The organism is Nocardia sp. CY41, assembly GCF_009829325.1.
Classification (GTDB): Bacteria; Actinomycetota; Actinomycetes; order Mycobacteriales; family Mycobacteriaceae; genus Nocardia.
In genome coordinates, this window is the sequence record NZ_VUOS01000006.1 from 1 (window position 1) to 22,264 (window position 22,264).

General features: G+C 69.9%; 19 protein-coding genes, 1 rRNA gene and 1 pseudogene. 20 read left to right on the forward strand and 1 reads right to left on the reverse strand.

Annotation, left to right across the window (positions count from 1 at the left end; all coding sequences use genetic code 11):
• Positions 1 to 3 precede the first annotated feature (3 nt).
• The 7 genes and pseudogenes from rrf to recN all read left to right on the forward strand — a co-directional run bounded on the left by rrf (position 4) and on the right by recN (position 7,534).
• Positions 4 to 120 (forward strand): 5S ribosomal RNA (rrf, locus tag GVY64_RS06670).
• A gap of 816 nt (positions 121 to 936) precedes the next feature.
• A pseudogene (locus tag GVY64_RS06675) lies at positions 937 to 1,938 on the forward strand (hypothetical protein); the annotation flags it as partial.
• Positions 1,939 to 2,780: 842 nt separating this feature from the next.
• Positions 2,781 to 3,671 (forward strand): HAD-IIA family hydrolase, encoded by an 891-nt coding sequence (locus GVY64_RS06680; protein ID WP_159839713.1) that lies wholly within the window; start codon positions 2,781 to 2,783, stop codon positions 3,669 to 3,671.
• Positions 3,672 to 3,684: 13 nt separating this feature from the next.
• On the forward strand, positions 3,685 to 3,993 hold the full coding sequence (locus tag GVY64_RS06685) for a hypothetical protein (protein ID WP_201297929.1): 309 nt from the start codon (positions 3,685 to 3,687) through the stop codon (positions 3,991 to 3,993).
• 1 nt (position 3,994) lies between these two features.
• A complete protein-coding gene (locus GVY64_RS06690; RefSeq protein WP_159839714.1) occupies positions 3,995 to 4,816 on the forward strand; it encodes a TlyA family RNA methyltransferase in 822 nt (273 codons plus the stop codon).
• Complete coding sequence (locus GVY64_RS06695; protein ID WP_159839715.1) at positions 4,813 to 5,772, forward strand: NAD kinase; 960 nt, start codon at positions 4,813 to 4,815, stop codon at positions 5,770 to 5,772. Before GVY64_RS06690 ends, GVY64_RS06695 begins: the two co-directional genes overlap by 4 nt.
• On the forward strand, positions 5,750 to 7,534 hold the full coding sequence (recN, locus tag GVY64_RS06700; RefSeq protein ID WP_159839716.1) for a DNA repair protein RecN: 1,785 nt from the start codon (positions 5,750 to 5,752) through the stop codon (positions 7,532 to 7,534). Before GVY64_RS06695 ends, recN begins: the two co-directional genes overlap by 23 nt.
• A 9-nt stretch (positions 7,535 to 7,543) precedes the next feature.
• Here the strand turns inward: recN and GVY64_RS06705 are convergent, their stop codons facing one another.
• Positions 7,544 to 7,963, reverse strand: a complete 420-nt coding sequence (locus tag GVY64_RS06705) for an SRPBCC family protein (RefSeq protein ID WP_159839717.1) — start codon at positions 7,961 to 7,963, stop codon at positions 7,544 to 7,546.
• Between the two features lie 433 nt (positions 7,964 to 8,396).
• Between GVY64_RS06705 and GVY64_RS06710 the strand changes: the two genes are divergently transcribed.
• From GVY64_RS06710 to der, 13 genes are all read left to right on the forward strand, one after another.
• Positions 8,397 to 8,831 carry a hypothetical protein gene (locus GVY64_RS06710; protein ID WP_159839718.1) on the forward strand — a complete coding sequence of 145 codons (435 nt, stop codon included), beginning with the start codon at positions 8,397 to 8,399 and terminating at the stop codon, positions 8,829 to 8,831.
• Between the two features lie 391 nt (positions 8,832 to 9,222).
• A complete protein-coding gene (gene steA / locus GVY64_RS06715; protein WP_159839719.1) occupies positions 9,223 to 10,437 on the forward strand; it encodes a putative cytokinetic ring protein SteA in 1,215 nt (404 codons plus the stop codon).
• 10 nt (positions 10,438 to 10,447) lie between these two features.
• Complete coding sequence (locus GVY64_RS06720) at positions 10,448 to 11,392, forward strand: copper transporter (RefSeq protein WP_159839720.1); 945 nt, start codon at positions 10,448 to 10,450, stop codon at positions 11,390 to 11,392.
• A gap of 224 nt (positions 11,393 to 11,616) precedes the next feature.
• Complete coding sequence (locus tag GVY64_RS06725) at positions 11,617 to 13,338, forward strand: CTP synthase (protein WP_159839721.1); 1,722 nt, start codon at positions 11,617 to 11,619, stop codon at positions 13,336 to 13,338.
• A 4-nt stretch (positions 13,339 to 13,342) separates the two neighbouring features.
• On the forward strand, positions 13,343 to 14,002 hold the full coding sequence (locus tag GVY64_RS06730; protein ID WP_159839722.1) for an NUDIX domain-containing protein: 660 nt from the start codon (positions 13,343 to 13,345) through the stop codon (positions 14,000 to 14,002).
• Positions 14,003 to 14,008: 6 nt separating this feature from the next.
• A complete protein-coding gene (gene xerD / locus GVY64_RS06735; protein ID WP_159839723.1) occupies positions 14,009 to 14,953 on the forward strand; it encodes a site-specific tyrosine recombinase XerD in 945 nt (314 codons plus the stop codon).
• 159 nt (positions 14,954 to 15,112) lie between these two features.
• Positions 15,113 to 15,577 carry a cupin domain-containing protein gene (locus tag GVY64_RS06740; protein WP_159839724.1) on the forward strand — a complete coding sequence of 155 codons (465 nt, stop codon included), beginning with the start codon at positions 15,113 to 15,115 and terminating at the stop codon, positions 15,575 to 15,577.
• 190 nt (positions 15,578 to 15,767) lie between these two features.
• Positions 15,768 to 16,712, forward strand: coding sequence for a ParA family protein (locus GVY64_RS06745; RefSeq protein ID WP_159840047.1), 945 nt, complete (start codon positions 15,768 to 15,770; stop codon positions 16,710 to 16,712).
• A 518-nt stretch (positions 16,713 to 17,230) separates the two neighbouring features.
• On the forward strand, positions 17,231 to 18,037 hold the full coding sequence (locus GVY64_RS06750; RefSeq protein ID WP_159840048.1) for a segregation and condensation protein A: 807 nt from the start codon (positions 17,231 to 17,233) through the stop codon (positions 18,035 to 18,037).
• 55 nt (positions 18,038 to 18,092) lie between these two features.
• Positions 18,093 to 18,749, forward strand: coding sequence for an SMC-Scp complex subunit ScpB (gene scpB, locus GVY64_RS06755; protein WP_159839725.1), 657 nt, complete (start codon positions 18,093 to 18,095; stop codon positions 18,747 to 18,749).
• A 9-nt stretch (positions 18,750 to 18,758) separates the two neighbouring features.
• Positions 18,759 to 19,838: a pseudouridine synthase gene (locus tag GVY64_RS06760; protein WP_159839726.1), complete on the forward strand. Its 1,080-nt coding sequence runs from the start codon at positions 18,759 to 18,761 to the stop codon at positions 19,836 to 19,838.
• 35 nt (positions 19,839 to 19,873) lie between these two features.
• On the forward strand, positions 19,874 to 20,581 hold the full coding sequence (cmk, locus tag GVY64_RS06765; RefSeq protein ID WP_159840049.1) for a (d)CMP kinase: 708 nt from the start codon (positions 19,874 to 19,876) through the stop codon (positions 20,579 to 20,581).
• A complete protein-coding gene (gene der / locus GVY64_RS06770) occupies positions 20,578 to 21,996 on the forward strand; it encodes a ribosome biogenesis GTPase Der (RefSeq protein ID WP_159839727.1) in 1,419 nt (472 codons plus the stop codon). Before cmk ends, der begins: the two co-directional genes overlap by 4 nt.
• The last annotated feature ends 268 nt before the right edge of the window (positions 21,997 to 22,264 follow it).

Below are 22,264 nucleotides of genomic sequence, written 5' to 3' on the forward strand. Positions count from 1 at the left end.
AGTTACGGCGGCCATAGCGGTGGGGAAACGCCCGGTCCCATTCCGAACCCGGAAGCTAAGCCTGCCAGCGCCGATGGTACTGCACTCGACAGGGTGTGGGAGAGTAGGACACCGCCGGAACATCCTTCGCGATAGGGGACCCAGATACTGGGTCCCCTATCGGCGTTTGAGCACCTGATGGAGCTCCGACAGACTTGCCGTACCGGCGCCCCACCGCAGGTACGTGATTGAATTCGTGGGACTACAGACTTTTGCGACACCAAGAAAGGGAGCACCGTGCCGGAACAGAACGACGATCGGAAGCCCTTCCGGCGCGGCGCTCCCGACTCGGGACCCGGCCGACGAGACGACAACTCGGACGCAGGCCGACGCGGCGGTGGATTCCATCGCCGAGGCGAGTCCGGAGAGCGCGGCGGCTTCGCGCGGCGCGAAGGGTCGACTGGCTCCGGCCGGCGAGACAGCTCCTCCGAACGCGGCGATTTCCAGCGCCGGGACAATTCCGGAGGGTTCGACCGTCGCGGAAGCAGCGGCAATGACGACCAGCGTGGCCGTGCGGGTGAGCGCGGCGGGTTCCGCCGCCAGGACTCCGGCGATCGCGGTGGTGACAGTGGCGGCTTCCGGCGCGGGGGTGACGCGTCGAAGCGCGGCGGATTCCAGCGTCGGGACGAGTCCGGGGGACACGGCGGATCCGCAGGGAGAGGTGGGCCTGCGCAGCGCGGTGGGTACCAGCGCCCGGAGAACTCGGACGAACGCGGTGGCTTCAAACGCCGGAGTGAGAGCGGAGAGCGCCGCGACGATGCGCGGGGCGGGTATCGGTCCGCCGGCGACTCCGGCGCTCGCCGCGGGTTCGAGCGTGGCGGTTCCGGCGACCGTGGCGGATTCCGCCGCCAGGACTCCACCGACCGTGGCGGTGACAGTGGGGGATTCCGGCGCGGGGGTGACCAGTCCAAGCGCGGTGGTTTCCAGCGCCGGGACGAGTCCGCGGGTGCTGGTGGCGATGTCCGCCGCGGTGAATCCGGCGATCGCGGCGGATTCAAGCGTCGCGGCGATTTCGATGAGCGCGGTGACGCGGCAGGACGCGGCGCGTCCGGCTACCAGCGGCGCGATGACGAGAGCCATCGCGCGGGTTCGGATCGCGACGAGCGGCGCGGCGGCGCGGACCGCGAAGGCCGCGGTCCGCACGGTGACGCGTCGCAGGACCGTCGCCGGGGCGGCAAGGGCGCCCGTAGCGGTGCCGGGCGTTCCCTCGATCGCCGCCCGCCGCGGCCGGAGGAGCCCGATCTGCCGGATGAAGTGCAGGCCACCGACCTCGACCCGGCCGTGCGGCGGGACCTGCTCAGTCTGGACAAGGGCAATGCGGAGACGGTCGCCCGGCACTTGGTGATGGCGGTACGACTGCTCGATGACGATCCCGGGCTCGCGCTCGCCCATGCCCGGGCGGCGCGGCAGCGAGCCGGGCGGATCGCAGTCGTCCGTGAGACCGCGGGCGTGGTGGCCTATCACGCCGGCGAATGGGCGGAGGCCCTGTCCGAACTGCGTACCGCGCGCCGGATGTCCGGTGGTTCGGGGTTGCTGGCCGTCATGGCCGATTGCGAACGTGGACTGGGCCGTCCGGAACGTGCGATCGAACTCGGTCGCAGCGAGGAAGCGCGTGCTCTGCGCGGTGACGACGCCGCCGAACTGCGCATCGTGGTCGCCGGCGCGCGGATGGACCTCGGTCAGTACGACCAAGCCGTCGTGACCTTGCAGACTTCGGATTTGGATCCGTCCCGGACCGGTTCCGCCGCGGCGCGCCTGTTCTACGCCTACGCCGATGCGCTCGTCGCCGCGGGCCGTACCGACGAGGGCCTCACCTGGTTCCTGAACGCCGCCTCGGCCGACCTGGACGGAGAGACGGACGCCGAAGAACGGGCCGCCGAACTCACCGGAGATATCTGAACCTGCCGTTGAGGCGGTGCGCACCGGTTCATCCGGCGGCGTTCAAGTGCCGCGTTCGTCTCAGAGTCGTTCGCAAGCACGACTCTCCGCTTCGGCGGGCGAGTTCGAAAGCTGTTGGCGCCGGTCTGCCTTTGCCGCCCCTGCCTCCTCTGTAAGGCGCTTCACTGTAAGCACGCCTGGGCCGCTGGATAGAAGTCCTGAGATCGTCTCCAAGCCGACACACGTGTCCGTGCTGCACTCAGGCGTGCCAGCTCCAGCGGCGTGACGCGGGTCGTCCCTTCGGCGGGCGAGATTTGCAGCCGGCCGTCGAGGTGGCCGCACCTGACGGCTGGGGTACTTCCTCTCAGCAGGACGCCCGGCCGCTTCAGCAGCTCGAGGAGTTGGGTGGTGGTCTGCTGGGGCAAGTGGGTGCGGGCGGCATAAAGCGCGCTGCTGGGATGCAGTCGGTTCCTTCTCGGCCCTTCTCGCGGCGGGTTCGGAGTTCGGCCATCACCGGTGGCGACGAGAAGAGCGCGGTGAGGCGGCCGGCTCGCGTTGTCGACGTCGTGGTCCGGCGATAATCGGCACGAGGCGCAGCATGGCGGAGGGTGCGGAGGTGCGCACTGTGCCCGCGCGATCACATCGTGGTCGTGATGTGCAGGAGCGGCGACCATGGGCTTGATCAGAAACTGCGCTGTCTCGCTTGCGATCCGGTGCGGCAGGAGTGGCCGACGCCACGTCTTTCCGGTGTGCCCGCCGGCGTAGTGTCGAGTGTCTCGGACTCGCCGAGCGGATGTGCTGCCGGAGGGCCCGGCGGTGATGAGTCGGCACGGCGCCGATCGGTGACACGGAGTGAGAGTGGTGTGAAGCGACTACGAGATCGCTACCGAGCCCTGCTGCTGGATCTGGACGGGACGCTGTACCGCGGTCACGAGGTGATCGTGGGGGCGCCGGAGGCGCTCGCCGCGAGCGGGCAGCCCGATCAGCGGCTGGTGTATGTCACGAACAACGCCAGCCGCGGGCCGCAGGTCGTGGCAGCGCATCTGTCCGAACTCGGCTTTCCCGCCGCTCCCGACGACGTGGTGACCAGCGCCCAGGCCGCGGCGCGGTTGCTGGCCGAGCGGCTCGATCGCGGCGCGCCCGTTCTGGTCGTCGGCACCGACGATCTGGCCGCCGAGGTGGACGGCGTCGGACTGCGACCGATCCGGCGTTTCGACGGCGCCGCGCCCGCCGCGGTGGTGCAGGGGCATTCACCCCAGACCGCCTGGCCGGACCTCGCCGAAGCCGCCTATGCCCTGCGTGCGGACGCCCTGTGGGTCGCGGCGAACACCGACCGGACTTTGCCGAACGAACGCGGCCTCGCGCCGGGCAACGGCGCGATGGTCGCCGCACTGCGGGCCGCTTCCGATCGGGAGCCGATCGTGGCCGGCAAGCCGTATGCGCCGCTGTTGGAGGACGCGCTCGTCCGGGCCGGTTCCCGCTCGGCCTTGGTGGTGGGCGACCGTCTGGACACCGACATCGAGGGCGCCAACCGGGTCGGTCTGGACTCGCTGCTGGTGCTCACCGGCGTCAGCACGCTCGACGAACTGCGCGAGGCCCCGGATGCTCAGGTGCCGACCTATGTCGCCGATTCGCTCGACGCCCTCAATCACGCGGTCGTCGCCGCCGAGCCGGATGCCGACCTCGGCGACATGCTGCAGCGCCACCCCGGGCGAGCTGTGACGGTCCGCGCGTCCGATTCGGAAATCCGATAGCGTTGACGCCACGATGACTACACCCACGCCTCGTCCGAACGGTCCCGGCACGGCGGCCGGTGCGCACGGTCCCCGGCCCGGGGTTCCGCTGCCCGGTCAGCACCTGCCGGGTGCGCAAGGCCGTCCGGAGCCTGCCGACCCGGATCGTATCCGCGGCGAGGTCGACAGCCTGCTCGCCGAACTCGAGCGTCCCGGTTGGAACGGGCCCGTGCCCGCGACCGACAGCGCCGAGGCCGGAGTCGACATCACCCGTCGCGCTCGCATCCTGGAGCAGGCACATGACGTGCTGGTACAGGCCTTGGCCACGGTGGACAAGATCTGAGGTGGCCAGACGCGCACGGGTGGACGCGGAACTGGTTCGCCGCGGATTGGCGAGATCGCGAGAACACGCGGTCGAACTGATCGGCGCGGGCCGCGTCCTGATAGCTGGAACGGTCGCGGTGAAGGCGGCGACCGCCGTCGAGGCGGGTACGCCGCTGGTGGTCCGCGAGGAGCCCGACGAGGTCTCGTGGGCCTCGCGCGGCGCGCACAAACTCCTCGGCGCGCTGGCGCGGTTCGAGCCGGACGGGCTGTCCGTGGCGGGCAAGCGCTGCCTGGACGCGGGCGCTTCGACCGGCGGTTTCACCGACGTGCTGCTGGCGCGGGAAGCGCGGGAGGTCGTCGCCGTCGACGTCGGGTACGGCCAGCTGGTCTGGCGTCTGCGTACCGACGAGCGGGTCCGCGTGTTCGACCGCACCAACGTGCGCAACCTGACGCCCGAAATGATCGGCGGCACGGTCGACGTGGTGGTGGGCGACCTGTCCTTCATTTCGCTGAGCCTGGTGCTGCCCGCGCTGGCTGCCTGCGCGGCGCCTGGCGCCGACCTGTTGCCCATGGTGAAACCACAGTTCGAGGTCGGTAAGGAGCGGGTCGGCTCCGGCGGCGTGGTGCGGGATCCCGCGCTGCGCGCCGACGCGGTGCGTGGTGTCGCGGCGGCGGCCGCGGAGCTGGGCATGCGCACGGTCGATGTAGTGGCGAGCCCGCTGCCGGGACCGTCGGGCAATGTCGAATACTTCTTGTGGCTGCGCAACGACGGGCCTTTCGCCTACGACGGCGAGCAGGTCGCTGCGCTGGTCGAGCGTGCGGTTGAGGAGGGTCCACAGTGAACGCGCTGGCCCAGCCCTGCGGCCGGGAGATCCTGCTGGTGTCACATCCGGGCCGGGCGGAGATCATCGAGACCGCCCATCGGGTGGCGAAGATCTTCGCGGACGCGGGTATCTGCCTGCGCGTGCTCGCCGACGAGGCGGACAGCACGCGGTTCGAGGCCGAGCCGGGCGGCTATCCGGTGCGCGTGGTCGAGCACAGCCCGGAGGCAGCGGTCGGCTGCGAGATGGTGCTCGTGCTCGGTGGCGACGGAACGTTCCTGCGCGCTGCCGAACTGGCGCGTCCGGCCGGGGTGCCGGTGCTCGGGATCAATCTCGGCCGCATCGGTTTTCTCACCGAGGCCGAGGCGGAGCATCTGGATGAGGCGCTCGCCCAGGTGGTCCGGGGGGATTACACGATCGAGCATCGGATGACCATCGACGTCACGGTCCGCGTCGAGGACGAGGTCGTCGACAGCGGATGGGCGCTGAACGAGGCGAGCATCGAAAACGCTTCGCGCATGGGGGTGCTGGAAGTGGTGTTGGAGGTCGACGGGCGACCGGTGTCGTCGTTCGGCTGCGACGGCATCCTGATCTCGACGCCGACCGGTTCGACCGCCTACGCTTTCTCCGCGGGCGGTCCGGTGGTGTGGCCGGAACTCGAAGCCTTGCTGGTGATTCCGAGCAATGCCCATGCCCTGTTCGCGCGGCCGCTGGTGACCAGCCCCGAGTCGCGGATCGCGGTCGAGTCCGTGGCGACCGGACACGATGCGATAGTTTTCCTGGACGGCAGGCGCACGCTCGCACTGCCCAGCGGGGGCCGGGTCGAGGCGGTTCGCGGCGCTCGACCGGTGCGCTGGGTGCGACTGGACTCCGCACCCTTCGCCGACCGGATGGTGCGCAAGTTCCAATTGCCCGTGACAGGCTGGCGTGGCCGACGGCGAACGGAGAGCACAAGTGCTGACAGAGATCAGGATTGACGGGCTTGGCGTCATTTCCACGGCGACCGCGCAATTCCACGCGGGACTGACTTGCCTGACCGGCGAGACCGGCGCGGGCAAGACCATGGTGGTGACCAGCCTGCATCTGCTCAGCGGTGCGCGCGCGGACGCGGGCCGGGTCCGGCTCGGCGCGTCCCGCGCCGTGGTGGAGGGCCGGTTCACCATCGAGGACGTCAACGATGCCGCCCGCGCGGAGGTCGCGCACGTGCTGGAGGCGGCCGCGGCCGAGCAGGACGACGACGGCAGCGTCATCGCGATCCGCACGGTCGGCAGCGACGGACGCTCCCGCGCGCATCTCGGTGGTCGTGGCGTCCCGGCCTCGGTGCTGGCCGATTTCACCGCGCCCTTGCTGACCGTGCACGGTCAGAACGACCAGCTGCGGTTGCAGCGTCCCGATCAGCAGTTGTCGGCACTGGACCGGTTCGCGGGCGACGCGGTGGCCGCGCTGCTGCGGAAGTACCAGGTGCTGCGCCGATCCTGGCTGGACGCCCGCGCCGAGTTGCTCGAACGCACCGCGCGCAGCAGGGAATTGGCCCTCGAGGCCGAGCGGCTCGAACACTCGCTGAACGAAATCGACGCCATCTCTCCGGAACCCGGCGAGGACGTGCGCATCGTCGACGAGGTGCGCAGGCTCAGCGACCTGGATTCGCTGCGGGAAGCGGCGGCCACCGCGCACGAGGCGCTGGCCGGGCCTGCCGACGCACCCGCAGACGGTTCCGGCGCCATGGAAGCGCTCGGCACCGCCCGCGCCCGCATCGAAGCCGCCGACGACCCGGCGCTGATTGCGCTCGCGCCGCGCCTGGCCGACGCCATCGCCGTGGTGGTCGACGTGACCACCGAGTTGAGCAGCTATCTGTCGGATCTGCCGTCGGATCCGGGTGCGCTGGATTCGCTGCTCACCCGGCAGGCCGAATTGAAGACGCTGACCCGCAAATACGCAGCCGACATCGATGGGGTGCTGGCCTGGGCGCAGGAGGCCCGGACCCGGCTCGGTTCACTGGACGTCTCCGAGGAGGCGCTGGCGAAGCTGGCCGCCGAGGTGGACACCGCCGCCGAACGGGTGCGGGAGGCGGCGAAGAAGCTGAGCGCCGCGCGGCGGAAGGCGGCGGGCAAGCTGGCCGCCGCGGTGAGCGCCGAACTGGGGGGTCTGGCGATGGGCAAGGCGCGCCTGGAGGCCGAGGTGCGGCCGGTGCTCGCGGGCGCGCAGGACTCGGCGCCGCTCACCGTCGACGGCCGGGAGTTGCATGCCGGCGCCATGGGTATCGATGAGGCCGAGTTCCGGTTGGCGGCGCATTCGGGCGCGCAGTCGTTGCCGTTGAGCAAGAGCGCGTCCGGAGGTGAGCTGTCGCGCGTGATGCTGGCGCTGGAAGTGGTGCTGGCCGGCTCCGAGCACGGAGCGACCATGGTGTTCGATGAGGTCGACGCGGGCGTCGGCGGGCGCGCCGCGGTGGAGATCGGCCGCAGGCTGGCCCGGCTGGCGCGCACGCATCAGGTGATCGTGGTGACCCATCTGCCGCAGGTCGCCGCGTTCGCCGATACGCACCTGGTGGTCGACAAATCCGACGACGGCAAGGGCGCCGTCAACAGCGGCGTCCGTGCGCTGACCAACGACGAGCGCGTGGTCGAGCTGGCGCGCATGCTGGCCGGTCTCGACGACACCGAAACCGGCCGGGCGCACGCGGAGGAACTGCTCGCGACGGCGCGCGCAGAGAAAGCGGGCGCCGAGGCGGCCGCGCGCTGAGCGCGCCGGTCAGCGCACCGCCTTTTGCGCACCCTTGATGAACTGGCCGATCAGGTTCTTCAGACCGAGTTCCAGCACCTTGGCGGGCACCGGCAGCGACGGGTCCGATTCCATTGTGTAGGAGACCAGAGTGCCGTTGTCGGCGTCGGCGAAAGTGACGATGCCGACGTGCCGCTTCACCGGCGCGCCCTTCACGATCTTGTATTCCATCCGCTCGCCGGGCACGAGCTTCGTGATCTCCTCGGTGACCCCGACCGGGCCGAGACCGATCAGATGCTGCGCGCCGACGCCCTCGCGTTCGGTGAGGCCGGGCTTGATCAGCTTGACCTGGACCGGGATGTAGGGGCTGATGCTCTCGCGGTCGGCGAAAAGCCGGTAGACGACCTCGCGCGGGGCGGCGATGACGGCGTCGACGGTGGTGCTGGCCATGAATTCTCCTCTTCCAGTTACGTGTGACCGGCAGCATATAGCTACAGCGGGCACCGCTCGGCGATCGTGTCGTCCGCATCACAATCCGGGATGAGCTGTCTCGTAGGGAGGGATTTCGGGCTGGTGTACGGCGCCCGGCTCGAGCAGGGAAGGAGCCGTGGCCGCCGCATACAGTGTGCTCTATCTACTGGTGACATACGTGCGTCTTCCTGAAATCGCGCGAAGTCGGATCTCGGCTCGACGAAAAGTAGACGCATACGCAGCCGGATCAGCTCACGAAGCACACCTCGTGTCAACGTTTTTCGTCGCGCGCCAGTCATCGCATGCGAATGATGTCCGCAATGTCCGATTCATCATCTACTATTGAACTCAGTAGGTTAACGGTGGATGAATTCCGCCGGGCAGCGGGAAGTGCCGAGGCAAAGGGGCCGACATGCGCAGCGTTCTTCCAGTGATGACCGAGATCGGCGGGGCGCGTCGTCGCGGCCCGGCCGGCCGACGCCGGAATGTGGCAAGAACGGGGGCATTCGCGCTGATCGTGGCCGGTCTGGCCGCGGGAGCGATCGGCGCGGCCGGTGGGGCTGCCGCGGAGTCGTTGTCCCGCTCCGACCACTCCGGTCGCGCCGGTTCGCACGGCGACTCGACAGGGTGGCATGAGATCGACCCGTTCGGCTACCAGCATTCCGACCCGAACCCGCTGCGGCAGAACGAACATCAGCATGCCCTGCGCGAGTACCACCGGAAGAGCAAGCCCCCGCCTGCCGAAAGCGGCCCCGGCGACGGCACGGGCGACGCGGCCTGGAGCCGCACGCCACGTCCGGACGGTAGCGGCTGGACCGTGTGCCGCCCACAGGCGAAGTGGTGCTGAGCGATCGAGTTCGCGGGCTCGGTACGGCACGGTCGCCGTGATCCGCATCGGCCGGCGGTGGTCGTCTCGCTGGAATCGGCGCGGTAGCGATATGTTCGCTGGCTGGTGATTCCGGGTGGATACGACCTCTGATCTCGGGCGGGCGGGCGCTGTGGCACATCGGTCCGGGCCGTTGGGCAAGTGGTTTTCGTTTCGCCGCCAGGAGGCGTCCTGGGAGATGTATCTCCTCTTTGGATTGCTCCGAGCAGGGATATTAGGCCGGCGTCGACGTGATCCGTATCGAGACGGCGCATCGGTCCGGCGGTGACCGCGAGCACGCAGAGGCGCGAATGCGGCGTGCGGAACGGCGCGCCTCCACCAATGGTTGAGAGTTTGCCGCCATCATCGGCACATGAAGATGCCGGCGCTGTTGTCGAGAAACACCGAAACGCTGCCTGGTCTGATCGGGACGGCCCGGGTGGATCGCAACACCCGGCGGCTGCTCACACGGGTAGGGCCGGGCGACATCGTCGTCCTCGACGAGATGGATCTCGACCGGATGACCGCCGACCGGCTGGTCGAGGCGCGCGTCGGTGCGGTGATCAACACCTCGCCGTCCATTTCCGGCCGTTACCCGAACTTGGGACCCGAAGCGCTCGTCGCCAACGGGATCCTGCTGCTGGACACGGTGAGCTCGGATGCGTTCAAGAAGATCAAGGACGGCGTCAAAGTTCGTGTCGTCGACGGCGTGGTCTACGCCGACAAGCTGATCAAGAAGGAACCGGAGGTCCTCGTCGAGGGCATCGAGCTCACCGAGTGCGCGATCGCGGAACGGATGATCGAGGCGCGCAACGGCCTGGCCGATCATCTCGAGGCGTTCGCGGGCAACACCATCGAGTTCATCCGCACCGAGAGCGCGCTGCTCATCGACGGATTCGGTGTTCCGGAACTGGATCTGGTGATGAAGCACCGGCACGTGGTGGTGGTCGCCGACGGCCCGGAGCACGCCGAGGATCTGCAGCGGCTCAAGCCGTTCATCAAGGAGTACGCCCCGATCCTCATCGGCGTCGGCCGTGGCGCGGACACCCTGCGCAGGCGGGGGTACCGGCCCGACGTCATCGTGGGCGACCCCGAGGAAATCACCACCGCCACCATGAAATGCGGCGCAGAGGTGATCCTGCCGGCCGACACCGACGGCCATGCCAAAGGGCTCGAACGCATCCAGGACCTCGGTATCGGCGCGACGACGTTCCCCTCCTCGGGATCTGCCGCCGATCTGGCGCTGCTGCTGGCCGACCATCACGGCGCGGCCCTGATCGTCGCCGCGGGGGCGCCCGCCTCGCTCGACGACTTCTTCGACCGCGGCCGCCGCGACAGCAGTCCGGCCACCTTCCTCACCCGGCTCAAGGTCGGCACGAAGCTGATGGACGCGAAGGCGGTCGCCACCCTGTACCGCAACCGCGTGTCCGGGGTCGCCGTCGCGCTGGTCGTGCTCGCCGCGCTGATCGCGGTGATCGTCGTGCTGCTGGCGTCCAACAGCGGCGGGGACGTCCTGGACTGGGGTGCGGACATCTGGAACCGCTTCGCGCGGTGGGCGCAGGGGCAAGCCGAATCTTGGGAATTCTGAACGGAGAACGATGATTTCGATGCGCCGACATGTCATCTCGATCGTCGCGATCTTTCTCGCGCTCGCGATCGGTGTGGTGCTCGGATCTCAGACGCTCGCGGCCGATCTGCTCTCCGGATTGCGGGCGGACAAGACCGACCTGCGGCAGCAGGTCGACATCCTGACCGAGCAGAACCGGCTGCTCGGCGAGCAGGCCGTGGCCGCCGACCGGTTCATCGCCGGGTCGTCGGGGCGCATCCTCGGCGGTGCGCTGGCCGACCGCAGCGTCGTCGTGTTCACGACGCCGGACGCCGATCCGGGAGACGTGGAGGCGGTGACGCGGGCGCTGGCGGCCTCGGGGGCGGCAGTCACCGGCCGGATCGCGCTCACCGAGGCGTTCATCGACGCCACGGAGGGTGACCGGATGCGCACGGCGCTCACGAACGTCATCCCGGCCGGGGCGCAGCTGCGGACCGGCGCGGTGGACCAGGGCAGCATGGCCGGTGATCTGCTCGGCCTGGTGCTGCTGCTCGATCCGGAGAACGGGCAAACGCGGAGCACTCCGGAGGAGCTCGGGCTGGTCCTGGAGACCCTGCGTGGCGGCGGGTTCCTCGCCTACGGCGACACGCCGGTGCGACCCGCGCAGCTCGCGGTCGTGATCACCGGCAACGGCGTCGCCGCCGCGGAGAACGGCGCGGGCTCGAATGCCGCGCGCTTCGCCGGCGCCTTGCGCGGCCGTGGTGCGGGAGTAGTCCTCGCGGGCCGCGCGGGCGCCGCCGATGGGCCGGGGCCCATCGCCGTGGTCCGTACCGACGCCGCGCTCGCGGCCCAGGTGAGCACCGTCGACAATCTCGACCGCGAACTCGGCCGGGTCACCACCGTGCTGGCGCTCGGCGAACAGCTCAACGGTGCCGCCGGACGCTACGGCACCGGCGCCAAAGCCACGTCGCTCACGCTGGCCGCCGTCCCGGGCTGACGAACTGACGGAGATCTTGTCACCGGAGGCGTTCGCACAGGTCACAGGCCTGATCGACCGTTACCGCCGACGCCGGGCCACCGGCTCGCGGTGAATACCGGCGAGCGGGACGCGACCGACCTCACATTCCGGCCGCCGCGGCTCTGATCGAAGTCTCGGCGATCGGCGGGCAAACGCGCGTGGCATTCGAACGGACGGGCGGATTCGTGTTACCGTGAAGACCCGTGGGTCAAACACGGATTCAGGCGCGAACGGACACGAAGCACATCTTCGTCAGCGGTGGTGTCGCCTCCTCATTGGGTAAAGGTCTTACCGCCTCCAGCCTCGGTCAGCTGCTGACGGCGCGTGGGCTGCGCGTCACGATGCAGAAACTCGACCCGTATCTGAACGTCGATCCCGGCACGATGAACCCCTTCCAGCACGGCGAGGTGTTCGTGACGGAGGACGGCGCGGAGACCGACCTGGACGTCGGCCACTACGAGCGCTTCCTCGACCGGGACCTGTCCCGGGACGCGAATGTGACGACCGGGCAAATCTATTCGTCGGTCATCGCCAAGGAGCGTCGCGGCGAGTACCTCGGCGACACGGTGCAGGTGATCCCGCACATCACCGACGAGATCAAGAACCGGATCCTCGCCATGCGCGGCCCGGATCTGCAGGGCCAGACGCCGGATGTGGTGATCACCGAGATCGGCGGCACCGTCGGCGACATCGAGTCGCAGCCGTTCCTGGAGGCCGCCCGCCAAATCCGCCACGACGTCGGGCGCGACAACGTCTTCTTCCTGCACGTGTCGCTGGTGCCCTACCTCGCGCCCTCCGGTGAGCTGAAGACCAAGCCGACCCAGCACTCGGTGGCGGCGCTGCGCAATATCGGCATCCAGCCCGACGCGCTGATCCTGCGCTGCGACCGCGAGGTCCCGCAGGCCCTGAAGAGCAAGATCGCGCTGATGTGCGACGTCGAGGTCGACGCCTGCATCTCCACGCCGGACGCGCCGTCGATCTACGACATCCCGCGCGTGCTGCACCGGGAGGGCCTGGACGCCTACGTGGTGCGCAGGCTGGGGCTGCCGTTCCGGGACGTGGACTGGACCGTGTGGGGCGACCTGCTCGACCGGGTGCACTCGCCGCGCGAGACGGTCGAGGTCGCGCTGGTGGGCAAGTACGTCGACCTGCCCGACGCCTACCTCTCGGTCACCGAGGCGCTGCGCGCGGGCGGGTTCGCCTCGCGCGCGAAGGTGAACATCCGCTGGGTCCCCTCGGACGAGTGCGAGACCCCCGTCGGCGCCCAGCACGCGCTGCGCGACGTGGACGCCGTGCTGATTCCCGGCGGGTTCGGCATCCGCGGCATCGAGGGCAAAGTCGGCGCGATCCACTACGCGCGCACCCGCGGCATCCCGCTGCTCGGCCTGTGCCTGGGACTGCAGTGCATGGTGATCGAGGCGGCGCGCCGGGTAGGGTTGGCAGAGGCCAACTCGGCCGAATTCGAACCGGACACACCGCATCCCGTCATCTCCACCATGGCCGACCAGGAGCAGGCCGTGGCAGGCGAGGCCGATCTCGGTGGCACCATGCGGCTGGGCGCCTACCCGGCGACGCTGGCGAAGGGCTCGGTCGTCGCGCAGGCCTACGGCAGCGAGCACGTGTCCGAGCGTCATCGCCACCGCTACGAGGTGAACAACGCCTATCGCGACAAGATCGCCGAGAGCGGCTTGCGGTTCAGCGGCACCTCGCCGGACGGGCACCTGGTCGAGTTCGTCGAGCTGCCCGCCGACGTGCATCCGTTCTTCGTCGCCACGCAGGCGCACCCTGAGCTGAAGAGCCGCCCGACCCGCCCGCATCCGTTGTTCGCGGCGCTCATCTCGGCGGCGCTGAAATACAAAGCGGCGGAACGACTTCCGGTGGACATTCCGGGTGAAGAACTGGCGGGTGCGACGGAACAGGTGTAGCGGCATGACCAACGGGGGCGCTGCCGAGCCCGGCAGCCACGATTTCGAGATCGAATCCAGCAAGACCGTCTACAGCGGCGCGATCCTCGCATTGCGGCTCGACCAGGTGCGGATGCCGGGCGGCCGGGTCGTCGAGCGCGAGGTGATCGAGCATCACGGCGCCGTCGCCGTGGCCGCGATCGATGACGACGGCAACGTGGTGCTGATCAATCAGTACCGCCACCCGATCGCCAGGCGGCTGCTCGAGCTGCCCGCCGGGCTGCTCGACGTGCCCGGGGAGGATCCGCTGCTCGCGGCGCGCCGTGAGCTGGCCGAAGAGACCGGGTTGGCCGCCAGGGAATGGGCGGTCCTGGTCGACGTCGCGCTCTCACCCGGGTTCACCGACGAAGCGCTGCGGATCTACCTGGCCCGCGGGCTGTACGAGACCGACCGGCCCGATCCCGAATTCGAGGAGGCGGATCTGGAAGTGGTCCGCATGCCGGTCGACGCGGCGGTCCGCGCGGCACTGAGCGGGGAGATCGTCAACGCCACCGCGGTCGCGGGCGTGCTCGCGCTGGCGGCCGCGCGGGCGGGCGGTATCGAACCGCGACCGCCGGACGCGCCCTGGGACGGTCAGCCCACGACCTTCCTCCGCCGCAAGGCGGCCGAGAAGTCCGAAGACTGACCGGAGGTGCTCGGTCGCGAGCTCGACGCCTACCTCGACCATCTCGCCGTCGAGCGCGGCGTCGCGCCCAACACCCTCGGGGCCTATCGGCGTGACCTCGGCCGCTATCTGGACTTCTTGACCGGGCGCGGGATCCGCTCGCTCGACCGGGTCGCGGAGTCGGACGTCGCCGAGTTCACCATGGCGTTGCGGTCGGGCGGCCACGGACACCCGCCGCTGGCGGCGAGTTCGGTGGCCCGCGCGCTGATCGCGGTGCGGGGCTGGCATCGCTTCGCCGCCGCGGAGGGGCTGACCGACACCGACGTGGCGCACGCGGTGAAACCGCCCGCGCCGGGCCGCAGGCTGCCCAAGGCACTGCCCTACGACCAGGTGCTGCGGCTGCTCGAGGCGGCGGGTGGTGGTCAGGCGGACGCCGCGGCGGGCGTCGACGGCGGGCCGCGCGGCCTGCGCGACCGTGCGCTGCTGGAGTTGCTGTATTCCACCGGCGCCCGGATCTCGGAGACGGTCGGATTGGACGTGGACGATCTCGATCTCGAGGAACGGTCGGTCGTGTTACGCGGCAAGGGCGGGAAACAGCGCCTGGTGCCGATCGGGCGACCCGCCCTGGCCGCTGTGGACGCCTACCTGGTGCGCGGACGGCCTGTGCTCGCCGCGCGCGGAAAGGGCAACGCCGGAGCCCTTTTCCTGAATGCCCGCGGCGCGCGGCTGTCCCGGCAGAGCGCCTGGCAGGTGCTGCACACCGCAGCCGAACGGGCGGGCATCGCGGCGGCGGTATCGCCGCACACGTTGCGTCACTCTTTCGCCACCCATTTGCTCGACGGTGGCGCCGATGTCCGGGTGGTGCAGGAATTGCTCGGCCACGCCTCGGTGACCACCACCCAGATCTACACCCTGGTCACCGTCAACACCCTGCGTGAAGTCTGGGCGACCGCGCACCCGCGCGCACGGTAACCCGTTCGGCGCTCGACGATTTCCCCTGTGTGGACTGTTCGGCCGGCGCGGCTCGTGAGGCGGAACAAAGTGGACCCCGGTCCGGTTGTTTCGGTCACCGGGTGCGCGCGGTGCGCTCACCGGCGGCCCGGACTCCGACCACGACACGAGGTGAGCTGCATGGCAAAGTCTTTCATCGTCCACGAGGCCGACGTCGAAGCGGTTCCGCTGCCCGGCGGCGGCTCCTTCCGGCTGCTCGAGGACAGCGAGAACTCCGCGGGGTTGTTCGGCGCCAATCGCCTCACCCTCGCCGCCGGCGCGGACGGCACCCGGCCGCACCACCACACGAAGTCGACCGAGATCTTCTATGTGCTGGACGGCACGATGGAGTTTCTCGTCGACGGGGCCCGCAGCGCCGTGGGCAAAGGCGGCTTGGTGGTGGTGCCGCCGGGTGTCGTGCACGCCTTCGGCGCGGGCGCGGACGGGCCCGCCGAGTTCCTGGCTGTGCTCACACCCGGTATCGTCCGCTTCGATTACTTCCGGCAACTCGGCCGGATAGCGCGCGGGGAGGCGGACTGGGACAGCATGAACGAATTGCACGACCGGTTCGATGTTCATTTCGACGGCGGACCGCAATGGCGTTGACCAGCGCCGGACGAACACGCCGCGCGCAGGCGCGGCACTCGAGTGCCGTCAAGCGGTAGCGTCTATCGAGAGCTGGACCGCACGAAAGCGAGGTCGGCCCTGATCGGCCTCGCTACGCTCGGCGAGGCAACGGGCAGGAACGTATAAGGAGCAGCGGATCGTGACGACAGCCGGAGCGGCAGAGCCGCCGATGGGTGCTGGGGCGGAGCCGCTTACGGGCTCGCGACCGGGTCCGTACTCGGACGCCGCGGCGGAAACGCTGTGGGGCCACGGAGTCGAGCCGGTCCCGGAGGACGCGACGCTCGGCCCGACCGGACGACCGTTGCGGCTGGTGCCGGACCCGCCGCCGGTCGGCGAGCACGGTGACGCGTTGATCGTGGCCATGTGCAATCAGAAGGGCGGGGTCGGCAAGACCACCTCCACCATCAATCTCGGTGCCGCCCTGGCCGAATACGGCCGGCGCGTGCTGCTCGTCGACCTGGATCCACAGGGCGCGCTGTCGGCCGGTCTCGGCGTCGCCCACCACGATCTCGAATCGACGGTGCACGACCTGCTCATCGGTTCCAAGGTGTCCATCGACGACGTGCTGATGCAGACGCGTGTCCCCAACATGGACCTGTTGCCGAGCAACATCGACCTCTCCGCCGCGGAGATCCAGCTCGTCAACGAGGTGGGCCGGGAACAGTCGCTCGGCCGCGCGCTGGAGCCGGTGCGCAACCGCTACGACTACATCCTCATCGACTGCCAGCCTTCACTGGGCCTGCTCACGGTCAACGCCCTGGCCTGTTCGGACGGCGTGATCATCCCCATGGAGTGCGAGTACTTCTCGCTGCGCGGGCTCGCCCTGCTCAACGACACCGTCGAGAAGGTGCGGGACCGGCTGAACCCGCGGCTGAGCCTGTACGGAATAGTGGTCACCATGTTCGACTCTCGACTGCTGCATTCCCGCCAGGTCATGGCGCGCGTCGTCGAGGTGTTCGGTGAGCTGGTCTACGACACCGCCATCGCGCGCACCGTCCGTTTCCCGGACGCCAGCGTCGCGGGCGAGCCGATCACCACATGGGCGCCGAAATCCAGTGGCGCCGAAGCGTATCGGTCGATGGCCCGGGAAGTCATCCACCGATCCGGCCGGTGAGCGGCCGCTCCGACCCCTCGTCTGCGTCCCACCACGACCCGTCCGGCCAGGGGTCTTCCGCGGCCGGATCGACAGCCAGGCCCGACGACCGGGCGCCCGATCCGCCGGACCCGACGGCTCCGGGGCAGCCTCCCGCGCTCGGGAACGCCGCCGCCGCGTTCATCGCCGCGGGCCGGGACGCGACGCCCCGGCGCCCGAACCCGGCCATCCTCGGAGGCGCCGCGCCCCAGCCGGACGCCGATGATTCGCTCCGGCCGCACGGCGCGGAGGAACCGTCCACGAGCCCACTCACGCAGCCCGTCGAGGCGGCCGCGCGGGAGGCCGCCGAGACATCGGCGGATCGGCCCGCTGACGCACCGGACGCCCGCGCCGGTTCGCCGGATGCGCCGAACCCGTCCGCCGGTTCAGCGGGTGCACCTGACGCGGCCGGTGGTTCGCCGGACGACCCCGGACCGTCGCCGGGCACAGCGAAGACGGGAGAGCCGCCGACGGTCGAGCCGCAGGCGTCCGGGTTCCGGCTGCGGCTGAGCAACTTCGAGGGGCCGTTCGATCTGCTGCTCACCCTGATCAGCTCGCGCAAACTGGACGTCACCGAGGTGGCGTTGCACAAGGTCACCGACGAGTTCATCGCCTACACCAAGGCATTGACGGCGAACATGGCGCGGCAGAACACGCTGCGCTCGGACAAGATCCTGGACCAGACGACCGAATTCCTGGTCGTCGCCGCCACGCTGCTGGATCTGAAGGCCGCGCGCCTGCTGCCGTCCGGGGAGATGACCGACGCGGAGGATCTCGAGCTGCTCGAGGCGCGCGACCTGTTGTTCGCCCGGCTGCTGCAGTACCGCGCGTTCAAGCAGGTCGCCGAACTGCTCGGCGAGCTGGAGGCGGCCGCGCTGCGCCGCTATCCGCGGGCGGTCGGCTTGGAGGAGCGCTACGCGGGCCTGCTTCCCGAGGTTACGCTGGGTGTCGGGGCGGCCGAGTTCGCCGCGATCGCCGCGGCGGCCTTCCGGCCACGTCCGGTACCCAAGGTCGGGCTCGACCATCTGCACACGCACGCGATCTCGGTGGCCGAGCAGGCGGCCCTGGTGCTGGAACGGCTCAAACAGCGCGGTGCGGGCGCGTGGACCTCGTTCGGCGAGCTGGTCGCCGACTGCGAGGTGCCGGTCCAGATCGTCGCCCGCTTCCTGGCGCTGCTCGAGCTGTATCGCGGCAAGACGATCGAGTTCGACCAGCCGGATCCGCTCGGTCCCCTGGCGGTCAGCTGGATCGGCGACGAGGCCGCGCAACAGGCGGACACCGTGACAATCGAGGAGGACTACGGGTGAGCGAGCACAGCGCGCGATCGCGCACGACGGGGCCGGGCTCCGGCGAGGCTCGGTCATGAGCGAGGCAGTGGTGGAACTCACCCCCGAGCCGCTCGCGGACGACGAACTCCGTTCGGCGCTGGAGGCCATGCTGCTGGTCGTCGACTCGCCCGCACCGGCTGACCAGCTCGCGACCGCGCTCGGCGACACCGCGGAGCGCGTCGAGCACACCCTGCGCGCGATGTCCGCCGAGCTGTCGGCGCGCTCCAGCGGGATAGATCTGCGTTTCGTCGGCGACGGCTGGCGCTTCTATACTCGCAGCGAGTACGCGCCGTATGTGGAGCGGATGCTGCTCGACGGCTCCCGGTCGAAACTGACCCGGGCGGCGTTGGAGACGCTGGCGGTGGTGGCATACCGTCAGCCGGTGACCAGGACCAGGGTCAGCGCGGTGCGCGGCGTGAACGTCGACGGGGTGATGCGCACGCTGCTGGCCAGGGGCCTGATCGCCGAGGCAGGCGTCGACCCGGAGACCAACGGGACGCTGTACCGCACCACCGAACTGTTCCTGGAACGGATCGGGCTCGCTTCGCTGAGCGACCTGCCGCCGCTGGCGCCCCTGCTTCCGGGCGTCGACCTGATCGACGAGATCAACGAGAGCCTGGAGACCGACCCCCGGTACACCAGGCTGAAGAAACCCGCCGAGGCCGATTTGGACCTCGGCACCGAAGAGTGACAGGACATCATGAATACGCCCGCTCGCCGAGATGGCACACCGGATCGTAGGAAACGCGGCGCCCAGCCCGAACGGGGCGGCGCAGGCCGCGGCTCGAGTTCGCGCGACGCGCGTTCGGCCCAACGGGGGGCCACCGCCCGTGGCGCCCAGCAGGGTGGCGCAGGCCGTGGACTGGCGCAGCGCGGATCGGGGCAGGCTCCCAACCCGCAGCGGCACACGGCCGCGGCCGGTAAGAAGAAGCCCAAGCCGCAGCGCCAGGCCGTGCAACCGCCGCTGCTGAGCAATGCCAAGCCCGCGCGCCACCAGAACGTGGAGGCCGCCGAATCCGGTGGCCACACCAAGCTCCCGTGGGGCGAGGGGGAGCGGTTGCAGAAGGTCCTCGCCAAGGCGGGCGTCGCATCGCGGCGGGCCGCCGAGGAGATGATCGCGCAGGGCCGCGTGGAAGTCGACGGCATGATCGTGCGCGAGCAGGGCCTGCGCATCGACCCGCAGCACGCCGTGGTGCGCGTCGACGGCACCCGCGTGATGGTGCGCGAGGAACTCGTGCACGTCGCGCTGAACAAGCCCAAGGGCTGGCAGTCCACCATGTCCGACGATCTGGGGCGCCCCTGCGTCGGCGACATCGTGGCGGAGCGGGTCGCCGCGGGGCAGCGCCTCTTCCACGTCGGAAGGCTGGACGCGGACACCGAGGGCCTGCTGCTGCTCACCAACGACGGCGATCTGGCGCACCGGCTCATGCATCCGTCCTTCGAGGTCTCGAAGACCTATCTGGCGACGGTGCACGGCGAGGTGAACAACCGCGCGGTCGCCAAGCGGTTGCGCGAAGGCGTAGAGCTGGAGGACGGTCCCGCCAAGGTCGACCGCTTCCAGGTGCTCGAACTGGGGGAGGGACGTTCCCTGGTGAAGGTGGTGTTGCACGAGGGGCGCAAGCACATCGTGCGGCGCCTGCTCGACGCGGTGGGCCATCCGGTCGTCCGGCTGGTGCGCACCCATATCGGTCCGGTCGCGCTGGGCGACCAACGGCCCGGCACTCTGCGGGTGCTCGGCCGTGATGAAATCGGCAAACTCTACGAGGCGGTGTCGTTGTGAACGGTGTGGAGATCCCGGTGCAGGCGCCGGCGCGGATGGCCGGTACGAGCCCGCTGGTGGTCGCCATGGACGGGCCGTCGGGCACCGGTAAGTCGAGTGTGTCGCGGCGGCTGGCCACCCGGCTCGGAGCCAGGTACCTCGACACCGGCGCCATGTACCGCGTGGCGACGCTGCGCGTGCTGCGCGCCGGCATCGAGCTGACCGACACGGCGGCCATCGCCGCCGCGGTCAAGGAACTGCCGCTGTCGATCGGCACCGATCCCAGTCGCGAGGTGATCGAACTCGACGGCGAGGACGTGCGGTCGGAGATCCGCGGTGACGCCGTCACCAAGGCCGTTTCGGCGGTCTCCGCGGTGCCGGAGGTGCGCGAGCTGCTGGTCGCCATGCAGCGCGACATCACGACGGCCGCGGGGCGGATCGTGGTGGAGGGCCGCGACATCGGCACCGTCGTGCTGCCCGCCGCGGACGCCAAGATCTACCTGACCGCCTCCGCCGAGGCGCGGGCACACCGGCGCAATCAGCAGAACATCGCCGAGGGCCGGGGCGACGACTACGCGGGCGTGCTCGCCGACGTGCAGCGCCGCGACACCCTCGACTCGACCCGCAAGGTGTCCCCGCTGCGCCCGGCCGAGGACGCGGTGGACGTCGACACCAGCGAACTGTCCATGGACGAGGTCATCGACGAGCTGTATCGCGTTGTCGCGGAGCAGGTCTCGGCGTACGGGGCCGGAGGAGACCGATGAACGAGGACGTGCTGGCAGGCGACGGCGTCTGGAGCGACGAGGCCGACTGGGAGCTGGCCGAGCTCGAGGGCGAATTCGAGGACGCGCAACACGTCGCGATGCCGACGCTAGCGGTGGTCGGCCGCCCGAACGTGGGCAAATCGACGCTGGTGAACCGGATCCTCGGCCGCCGTGAGGCGGTCGTGGAGGACATTCCCGGCGTGACCCGCGACCGCGTGTCCTACGAGGCGAACTGGGCAGGCCGCCGATTCCTGGTCCAGGACACCGGCGGCTGGGAGCCCGACGCCAAGGGGTTGCAGCAATCGGTGGCCCGTCAGGCCGAACTGGCCATGCAGACCGCCGACGCGATCCTGCTCGTGGTCGACGCCGTCGTGGGCGCCACCGCCACCGACGAGGCGGCGGTGAAGAAACTGCGGCGTTCCGCGGTCCCGGTCATCCTGGTCGCGAACAAGGTCGACGACCAGCGGGTGGAAGCGGAAGCGGCGGCGCTGTGGTCGCTCGGATTGGGCGAGCCGCGCATGGTCAGCGCCGCGCACGGCCGCGGCACCGGCGACCTGCTCGACGACGTGCTCCAGGTGCTGCCCGAGACGCCGCGCGAAGGGACCGGCGGCGCGGGCCCGCGCCGGGTGGCGCTGGTCGGCAAGCCGAACGTCGGCAAGTCGAGCCTGCTGAACAAGCTGGCCGACGACGAGCGCTCGGTGGTGCACGATGTCGCGGGCACCACGGTGGATCCGGTCGACTCCCTCGTCGAACTGGGCGGCAAGGTCTGGAAATTCATCGATACCGCCGGGCTGCGCCGCAAGGTCGCCAACGCCAGCGGCACCGAGTTCTACGCCTCGCTGCGCACCAAGTCCGCGCTGGAGGCCTCGGAGGTGGCGATCATGCTGATCGACGCCTCGCAGCCGATCACCGAACAGGACCTGCGAGTGATCAGCATGGTCGCCGACTCCGGACGGGCGCTGGTGCTGGCGTTCAACAAGTGGGACCTGGTCGACGAGGATCGCCGCCTGCAACTGGAGCGTGAGGTCGACCGCGAGCTGGTGCGGGTGCCGTGGGCGCAGCGGGTGAACATCTCCGCGCAGACCGGTCGCGCGGTGCAGAAGCTGGTGCCCGCCATGGAGACCGCGCTCGAGTCCTGGGACAAGCGCATTTCGACGGGCAGGCTCAACACCTGGCTGAAGGAAGTGACCGCCGCGACCCCGCCGCCGATGCGCGGCGGCAGGCTGCCGCGCGTGCTGTTCGCCACCCAGGCGACCACTCGGCCGCCGACGTTCGTGCTGTTCACCACCGGGTTCCTGGAGGCGGGTTACCGGCGCTTCCTGGAACGCAGGTTGCGCGAGGAGTTCGGCTTCGCCGGTTCGCCGGTCCGCATCTCGGTGCGTGTGCGGGAGAAGCGGGATCGGTCGAGGAAGTAGGCGGTCACGGTGCCTCGTGTGGAGTGCTCGGCGGATGATCCTCGGTTACGTCCGTGCGGCCGCTGAAGCTCCTCAGGGCGGCCGATCCGGCAACTCGGGCGTGCCGGGGGAGCTTGCCCCGTTTCCGGATCCGGCACGCGTCCTCGCCGAAGGGGCGGCGCACACGGGGCCCAGCGTAGACAACGCAACCACCATCCGATCACGAGCTAATAATTGGCGACTCGCCTTCGGTGCGACATGTTTCATGAAAATTACTAATCAAACCGCT